7 protein-coding genes are annotated in these 7,496 nt (G+C 71.9%); 4 read left to right on the top strand and 3 right to left on the bottom strand.

What is annotated here, in order from left to right; all coding sequences use genetic code 11:
* Positions 1 to 39: 39 nt before the first annotated feature.
* The 3 genes from M3B01_RS02875 to M3B01_RS02865 all read right to left on the bottom strand — a co-directional run bounded on the left by M3B01_RS02875 (position 40) and on the right by M3B01_RS02865 (position 2,010).
* A complete protein-coding gene (locus M3B01_RS02875; RefSeq protein WP_259789312.1) occupies positions 40 to 1,062 on the bottom strand; it encodes a siderophore ABC transporter substrate-binding protein in 1,023 nt (340 codons plus the stop codon).
* 178 nt (positions 1,063 to 1,240) lie between these two features.
* Positions 1,241 to 1,462: an IclR family transcriptional regulator C-terminal domain-containing protein gene (locus M3B01_RS02870; protein WP_259789311.1), complete on the bottom strand. Its 222-nt coding sequence runs from the start codon at positions 1,460 to 1,462 to the stop codon at positions 1,241 to 1,243.
* Between the two features lie 17 nt (positions 1,463 to 1,479).
* Positions 1,480 to 2,010, bottom strand: coding sequence for an IclR family transcriptional regulator (locus tag M3B01_RS02865; protein WP_259789310.1), 531 nt, complete (start codon positions 2,008 to 2,010; stop codon positions 1,480 to 1,482).
* Between the two features lie 251 nt (positions 2,011 to 2,261).
* Here M3B01_RS02865 and M3B01_RS02860 point away from each other — a divergent pair, with 251 nt between their 5' ends.
* The 4 genes from M3B01_RS02860 to M3B01_RS02840 all read left to right on the top strand — a co-directional run bounded on the left by M3B01_RS02860 (position 2,262) and on the right by M3B01_RS02840 (position 7,456).
* Positions 2,262 to 3,614 (top strand): MFS transporter, encoded by a 1,353-nt coding sequence (locus tag M3B01_RS02860; protein WP_259789309.1) that lies wholly within the window; start codon positions 2,262 to 2,264, stop codon positions 3,612 to 3,614.
* 72 nt (positions 3,615 to 3,686) lie between these two features.
* Positions 3,687 to 4,616 (top strand): hypothetical protein, encoded by a 930-nt coding sequence (locus M3B01_RS02855; protein WP_259789308.1) that lies wholly within the window; start codon positions 3,687 to 3,689, stop codon positions 4,614 to 4,616.
* 259 nt (positions 4,617 to 4,875) lie between these two features.
* Positions 4,876 to 5,631 (top strand): VIT family protein, encoded by a 756-nt coding sequence (locus M3B01_RS02845; protein WP_259789307.1) that lies wholly within the window; start codon positions 4,876 to 4,878, stop codon positions 5,629 to 5,631.
* Between the two features lie 307 nt (positions 5,632 to 5,938).
* A complete protein-coding gene (locus M3B01_RS02840) occupies positions 5,939 to 7,456 on the top strand; it encodes a cytosine permease (RefSeq protein ID WP_259789306.1) in 1,518 nt (505 codons plus the stop codon).
* Positions 7,457 to 7,496 lie beyond the last annotated feature (40 nt).

Raw genomic sequence — 7,496 nt, 5'->3', positions numbered from 1 at the left:
CCCCGCCGCGATGGTCGATGCGGGTGGTTCTCAGGCTGATCAGGCCTTCTTCTCGAGCGCATCGGCGAAGGTGCCGAAGAACTCGGTGTAGGTCTGGATGCCCTCGTTGGTGTAGGTGTCCGTCGGCATGTACACGATGTTGCCCTCGGTCACGGCGGTGACGCCGGCGAGCGCCTCGGAGGCCTCGAGCACCTCGGCGGCCGGCTCGTAGGCGGGGTCGTCGGCGTTCACGGCGGCGTCGCGATCCATCACCAGGATCCAGGTGGGATTCGCATCGGCGATGGCCTCCACGGAGATGTCATCTCCCTGGTGGTCGTCGCTGGCGCCCTCGACCTCGAGGGCGGGCACCAGATCCAGGGCGTCGAAGACCCAGCCCAGGGTGCGGCCCTTGCCGGGGGCGATGTAACCGATCTCACCGCCGGAGACGTTCACGGCCATGACGGTGTCGGAACCGTTGTAGGCGCCGTTGACGCGCTCCATGGCGGCGTCGAGATCCGCACCGAGCTGCTTGGCCTCGCTCTCCTTGCCGAAGATGGTGCCCAGAACGGTGGTCTGGCGCTTGAGCTCCTCGGCGAAGGGCTTGTCCTCGCGCGGATCCAGCTCGAGAATCACGGCGTCGGGCGCCAGGCGCTCGAAGTCGGCGTGGAACTCGGCGAAGCGCTGGCCGTTGATGATCAGGGTGGGCTCGGCGGCGACGACGGCCTCGAGCTTGGGCTCGCGGTGGTTGCCCAGGTCGACGATGGACTCGTCGTCCTTGTAGCTGTTGCTCGCGGGCATCAGCGCGCGGGCCGCTGCGGTGAGGGTGACGCCCCAGGTCTCGAGGGTCTCGAAGGTGCGGTTGTCGGTGGCGACCACCGACTTCGGCGGCACCTTGACGGTGTGGGTGCCGTTGTTGTCCTCCACCTCGACGGTGCCCTCGCCCGCGCCGCCAGCGTCGGAGCCGGAACCCCCGGCCGCGGCCCCCTGGCCGGATTCGGTGGTTCCGCCGCAGGCGGTCAGGGCGAGGCCCACGGTGGTGGCCACGGACAGGGCGCCGAGGCGACGGCGGGAGATCGAGGTCATCGGTGTTCCTTGAGATGGAAAGCAGGGAGATCACGGGCCCCGGACGGGCCGGGATGCGCACTTAGGCTAGCCTCACCTGTCCCCATTACGCCACTGCCATGTTGCGAAATTGGCGAGCGCTGGCGTGCGCACGCGATCCACGCTGGTGAGAGGACCGATCAAGGCTTGCGAAAAACGGTCAGCCCGGTCGCCTGCCTGAGACCACGCGCGCGATCTCGTCGGCCGCCTCCCGCACCCGCTCCGCCAGCAGGGAGCCCCGATCCTCCTCCGACCGACTGCTCTCCCAGGTCAGGGCCACGGCCGCGAGCGGCCACCCGGCCTGGTCCAGCACGGCTGCGGCGACGGAGCGGAATCCGTCGGTGACCTCGCCCGACTCCCAGGCCACCCCGTCGGTGCGCACCTGCTGCAGCAGCTCCCTCAGCTGCCGCGGAGTGGCCGGGGAGGGGCGTCGGTGCGGCGCAGCAGCTCCTGGCGTCCCGGGTACAGGGTGCGCAGCTGCGCAGGGGGGAGCTGGGCCAGCATGGCCCGCCCGGTGGCGGTGAGGTGAGCGGGAAGTCGTACACCGATGTCACTGACCAGGGACGTCCGTCCCCGGGCGCGCTCCTCGACGATGTAGAGAACGTCACTTCCGGAGAGGCTCGCGAGGTGCCCGGATTCCCCGGTGGCGTCCACCAAGCGCTCGACCACGCCTCGCCCCACCCGGGCCAGGGGTGCATGGCGGGCGTACCCCGCGGCGACCTCGTAGGCCGCCGGCCCGATCGCGTACCTGCGCTCCTGCGGCAGGTGCAGCACGTACCCGTGCTCCACCAGCACAGTCAGCAGGTCGTAGGTGGTCGATCGGGGCAGGTCCAGCTCGGAGGCGATCCGGGCGGCCGGCAGCGGGCTGCGCTGGCGGGACAGCAGGCTCAGCACCCGCAGGGTCGCATCGGCCGCCGGCACCTTGGTCATGGCGCCATCCTGCCCCGACATCACCCGTGCCGCGGCAGCTCCCCTGCCCGGTCCCGCGGCGTGATGCTGCCTTCCTCCAGGCCCGATCCCCTTGGGCGCCGCCGACCCTGCTCGGTACAGTGGTCCGGCTCGCCGCCGCGGATGCGGACGCGGGCACCCGCTTGCACCGCACCCGGCCCTGCCCCGCTCCCAGCGGCCCTCGGCCCGGCCCGGTCCCTGGCGGGAGGAACGTCCCGAAAGACCTGACTCCCATGGTCTCCTCCGCACCCGGCGCTCTCGCGCGCTACCGCTCCCTGCCCTCGATCGCCTCCGGCCCCTGGATGGCGCTGGCGATGGCCGCCCGCGCCCCGTACGCGATGATCCCGCTGGGCACGATGACGGCGATCACCGTCTCCACCGGCTCGATCGCCACCGGCGGGCTGGCCTCGGGCCTGGTCGCCGCTGCCAGCGCGGTGGCCGGCCCCCTGATCGGCCGTGCCGCCGATCGCTCCGGTCAGCGCCTGGTGCTGACGATCCTCACCCCGATCAACGCGCTCGCCCTGAGCCTGCTGCTGGTGGCGGCGCTCTCCTCCTGGGACGGTCCGCTGCTGTGGGCGATCTGCCTGCTCACCGGCGGCTCCGCCGTCCCCGTCGGATCCTTCACCCGTGCCCGCTGGGTGGAGCTGGCCCGCGACCCGAAGGACCTGGGCACGGCCCTGTCCTACGAGTCCACGGTGGACGAGCTGAGCTTCGTGCTGGGCCCGGCCCTGGTGGGCATCGCCGCCTCCACCGCGTTCTCCGCGGCGCCCCTGGCGATCGCCGCGGCCCTGGTGGCGATGGCCGGCATCCCCTTCGCCGTGACCACCCCGCGCCGTGAGCGCGACGGGGCCGGCCTCACAGACCGCAGTGCCGATGGCGCGCCCGATCCCACCGATCGCGCGGCCGCGCGCCGCGTCCCCGCGCGCACCGTGACCGGGGAGATCCCCGCCGTCGGGTCGGTGCCGCCCGAGGCTCCGTTCGCCGAGCACCCCGCCCCCGCCTCGGTGGCGGATGCGGCCCCGGCCCCGTCGATCCATCGGGTGCTGCTGGCGGTGCTGCCGGCGATCGTGGTGATGGTGTGCATCGGCGCCTTCTTCGGGTCCGTGCAGGCCGGCACCACGGAGCGGGCCGACATGCTGGGTGCGGCCGGCTCTGCGGGCATCGTCTACGCCTTCATGGGCCTGAGCTCTGCGTTCACAGCCTTGCTGGTGGTGCTGCTGCCGGACTCGGTGACCCTGGCCGCCCGGGTGCTGATCGGCGGCGCGGGCATGGCCGCGTTCGTCGCACTGACGGCGCTGATGGGCACGCTCACCACCACCGGGGCCACGCTGATGCTGGCGGGCCTGTTCATCGGGCCGACGATGGTCACGGCGTTCTCCCTGACCGAGCGGCGCACCCCGCCGGGCGGGACGGGCGTGGCCATGACCTCGATGCAGTCCTCGGTGACGGTGGGCCAGGCGGCCGGCGCCTCCCTGGGCGGCGTGCTCGCCGCGGCGATCGGAGCGCAGGGCGCCTACGGCCTGGCCGCCGCCGTCAGTTTGGTGATCGCCCTGGTGGGCGGGTTCGTGGTGCTGCGTCGGCGCTGAGCACCGAGCTGCCGATAGTGTGATGCCATCCGGGCAGATCGGAGCACCAGAGCTGGGTCAGGGGAGGACGCGATGACACACCCGTCGGGGAACCAGCAGGGACCTCACCTGCCGGACTTCCACGGCGGGGAGCGTCCGCGCGGCCGTGGCAGCGGGCGGCACGGCGAGGTCGACGACCTCGATGGGGACCACCGCTCGGCCGGCCGGCCGCGCCTGCCCCTGACCCGGGCCGGCATGGCGGCGGGGGCGGTCGCGGTGCTGCTGGTGATCGCCCTGATCGTGCTGGCGACGACCCTTTTCCGTCCCTCCGACGAGCCGCCCGAGGCGGCCCGGCCCGCGGTCTCCGAGCCGGAGCGGCGCGAGCCGGCCGGCGGCGAGTACGTGCCCGAGGGGGAGGAGTCCGAGCCCGACTCCGAGGAGGTCACCACGATCACGGCCCCCACCAAGGAGTGCGAGTTCCGCCCCCAGGAGGAGTCCGAGCCCCAGTCCGGCAACCGACGCACCAGCGGTGATCTGTCCTTCACGGTCGCCGCGGGGTGGGGGGAGACCGGCGTGGACTGGAGCGAGTCGCTGCCGTACGCCACGGACGTGGCCTCGGCGGACAGGCAGGTGGACGAGGGCTACTACGCCCTCGCCCAGGTGGGCCAGGTGGAGTGGTCCCAGGAGCAGGGCGGCTATCCCGGCCCGGAGCGGGCGGCGATGGCCTACGTGCAGTGCCATCTGACCCGGCCGGAGGGCATCGCGGTGTACGGGGAGGAGCCGCTGATGACCGAGTACGTCTCCCAGGCCACCGAGGTGGATGGCCACGAGGCGTGGATGGTGCGCGGCGTGGTGGAGCTGAAGGAGCCGGGCACCATCACCGAGTACGGCTCGGTGGAGATCGTGGCGATCGTGGTGGAGACCCCCAGCGGTCCGGCCGTGTTCAAGGTGTCCGCCCCGGCGGACGTCCCCGATCGCGCGGCCGACGTGGACGCGATGGTGGACAGCATCACCGTGGGGTGAGTGCGCCCTCGGCGGCGAGCCCCGCCCCTCGGGGGTGGCGTACAGCTGCGTCGAGGCCGACGGGGTGACCTCGGTGAAGCCCACCTGGTGGGCCCAGGCCAGCAGGCGCCGACCGGCGTCGGGGGTGCCGCCGTTGGCGTGGGCGGCCTGAAGGTACAGCTCGCGCCGATCCGAGCACCGCCGAGTGCTCCGCACACAGCGGGTGAGGTAAGGCGAAGCTTGCTTGCGCAGCGCTCTGAACAGGAGTTTCATCAGTTCCATGAACACCGAGCACACCCCTCCCGCCCCCGTCCTCGCCACGGCCGACTCGTCGGGCGCGCCCCGGCGCACGACCGGGTACCAGCAGCGCCTGAACCAGCTGCGGGCTGCGGTTCTCGGCGCGAACGACGGCATCGTCTCGGTGGCGGCGACCGTCGTCGGCGTCGCGGGCGTGACCACGGCGACCGGTCCGATCCTCGCGGCAGGCACCGCCGCTGTCGTGGGCGGAGCCGTCTCGATGGCGCTGGGTGAGTACGTCTCGGTCTCCAGTCAGTCCGACTCCGAGAGGGGCAAGATCGCCACGGCCGAGAGAGAGCTGGCCACTGACCCGGAGGCGGCGCGCCAGGAGCTCGCCGAGCACTGGCAAGAGCTGGGCCTCACGCAGGAGACCGCCGAGCAGGTGGCCTCGGAGCTGCACCGGCGCGATCCACTGGCCGCACGCCTCACCATCGCCGGTGACATCGATCCGGACGACATCGTGAGCCCGTGGCACGCAGCGATCGCCTCCTTCCTGGCGTTCTTCCTGGGCGCGCTCCTGCCGATGGCGGCGATCCTGCTGCCCCCACCGGATCTGCGGATCCCGGTGACGTTCATCGCGACGCTGATAGCGCTGGCGCTGACGGGCTGGATCGCCGCGAAGGTGGGCGATGCGAACCCGGTGCGCGCCTCCCTGCGCGTGGTGATCGGCGGCGCGCTGGCTCTGGGGATCACCTTCGTGATCGGCTCCCTGCTGGGGTCGGCCGGGCTCGACATCTGAGCTGGCGCACCGGCCGCGCCGCCCCGTCTCACGCCCCGTCTCAGGTGCGGGGCACACAGTTCCTTCCGGGAGTGCCGGGAAGGGGCGCCCCGGGCGAGGGTGGCTCCCCGACGCAGCTCGCGGCGTGCCCCGTCGGCTGGGTCGCCGGTCTGCGAGGATATGCCCACGCATCCACTTCCTCTCCTCACCCCCGGAGGCGACTGTGTCGTCCACTCCCCACTCCTCAGACCGCCTCGGTGAAGCACCCCGCTATCCCGGCACCGGCCCCGACGGGCCGCGGAGCGGCGCAATCCCGCCCGGCGCCCCCGTGGCCACCACCGCCACCGCCGGCGGCGGGCTGATCGAGACCGCAGGCATCGAGATCATCGGCGAATCCGAGCGCACCGCGAAGCCGCGGGACCTGTTCTGGCCGTGGTTCGCCGCCAACGTGTCCGTGTTCGGCATGAGCTACGGCTCCTACCTGCTGGGCTTCGGCATCTCCTTCTGGCAGGCCACGATCGTGGCGCTGATCGGCATCCCCATCAGCTTCGCCCTGTGCGGGCTGGTGGCGATCGCCGGCAAGCGCGGCAGCGCGCCCACGATGGTGCTCTCCCGCGCGGCGTTCGGTGTGCACGGCCAGAAGGTGCCAGGCGTCGTCTCCTGGCTCACCTCGATCGGCTGGGAGACCAGCCTCGCGATCACGGCGGTGCTCGCCACCGCGACCGTGCTGCGCACCCTGGGTCTGGCCTCCGGCGGGGTGGTCACGGTGATCGCCGCGATCCTCATCGCGCTGCTGATCGTGACCGCCTCGGTGCTGGGCTACCACACGATCATGAAGCTGCAGTCGGTGCTGACCTGGGCCACCGGCGCGATGACCATCATGTTCATGATCCTCACCATCCCCCACATCGACATGGCTGCGGTGGTGGCCGCCCCGTCGGGTCCGCCGCAGGCGATGATCGGCGCACTGGTGATGGTGATGACCGGTTTCGGGCTGGGCTGGATCAACATCGCGGCCGACTGGTCGCGCTACCAGAAGCGCTCCACCTCCGACGGGAAGATCGTCGCCTGGAACACCATCGGCGGCGCTGCGGCCCCGATGGTACTGGTGATCTTCGGCCTGCTGCTGGCCGGGTCCGATCCGGCCCTCAGCGAGGCGATCGCCAATGACCCGATCGGTGCGCTGATCTCGATCCTGCCGATCTGGGCGCTGATCCCGTTCTGGATCGTGGCGGTGCTGACCCTGGTCTCCGGGGCGGTGCTGGGCATCTACTCCTCGGGCCTGACCCTGCTGAGCCTCGGGATCGACATCCCCCGCCCCGCGGCCGCCGCGATCGATGGCGTGATCCTCACGATCGGCACCATCTGGGTGGCGTTCTTCGCCTCCAGCTTCATCGGGCCCTTCCAGAGCTTCCTGATCACCCTCGGTGTCCCGATCGCATCCTGGGCCGGCATCCTCATCGCCGACGTGCTCACCCGCCGCGCCGACTACGACGAGGCCGCCCTGTTCGATGCGAACGGCCGCTACGGCGCCTTCGACTGGACCTCCCTGATCACCATGGCGGTCACCTCGATCCTGGGCTGGGGCCTGGTGGTGAACTCCTTCGCCGAGGACGCCCCGTGGAACAACTGGCAGGGCTACCTGCTGGAGCCGCTGGGCCTGGGCACCTTCGTGGAGGACCCTGCCGGCTCCTTCTGGGACGGCAAGTGGGCCTACGCCAATCTGGGCGTGCTGCTGGCCCTGGTGCTGAGCTTCCTGGTCACCCTGGTGGCGCGCCGCGGGAAGATCCGCCGTCAGGAGCAGGGCGCGGTGGCGCGGGGCGAGGCCGTGCTGAGCGCGGACTGAGGCGCCGGGCCCGGCGAGATCCGCGTGGTCGTTGTTCGCG

The organism is Brachybacterium sp. p3-SID957, assembly GCF_025144775.1.
Taxonomy (GTDB): domain Bacteria; phylum Actinomycetota; class Actinomycetes; order Actinomycetales; family Dermabacteraceae; genus Brachybacterium; species Brachybacterium epidermidis.
The sequence above is the reverse complement of the archived record's forward strand: the minus strand, read 5'-3'. Positions and strand labels throughout refer to the sequence as shown.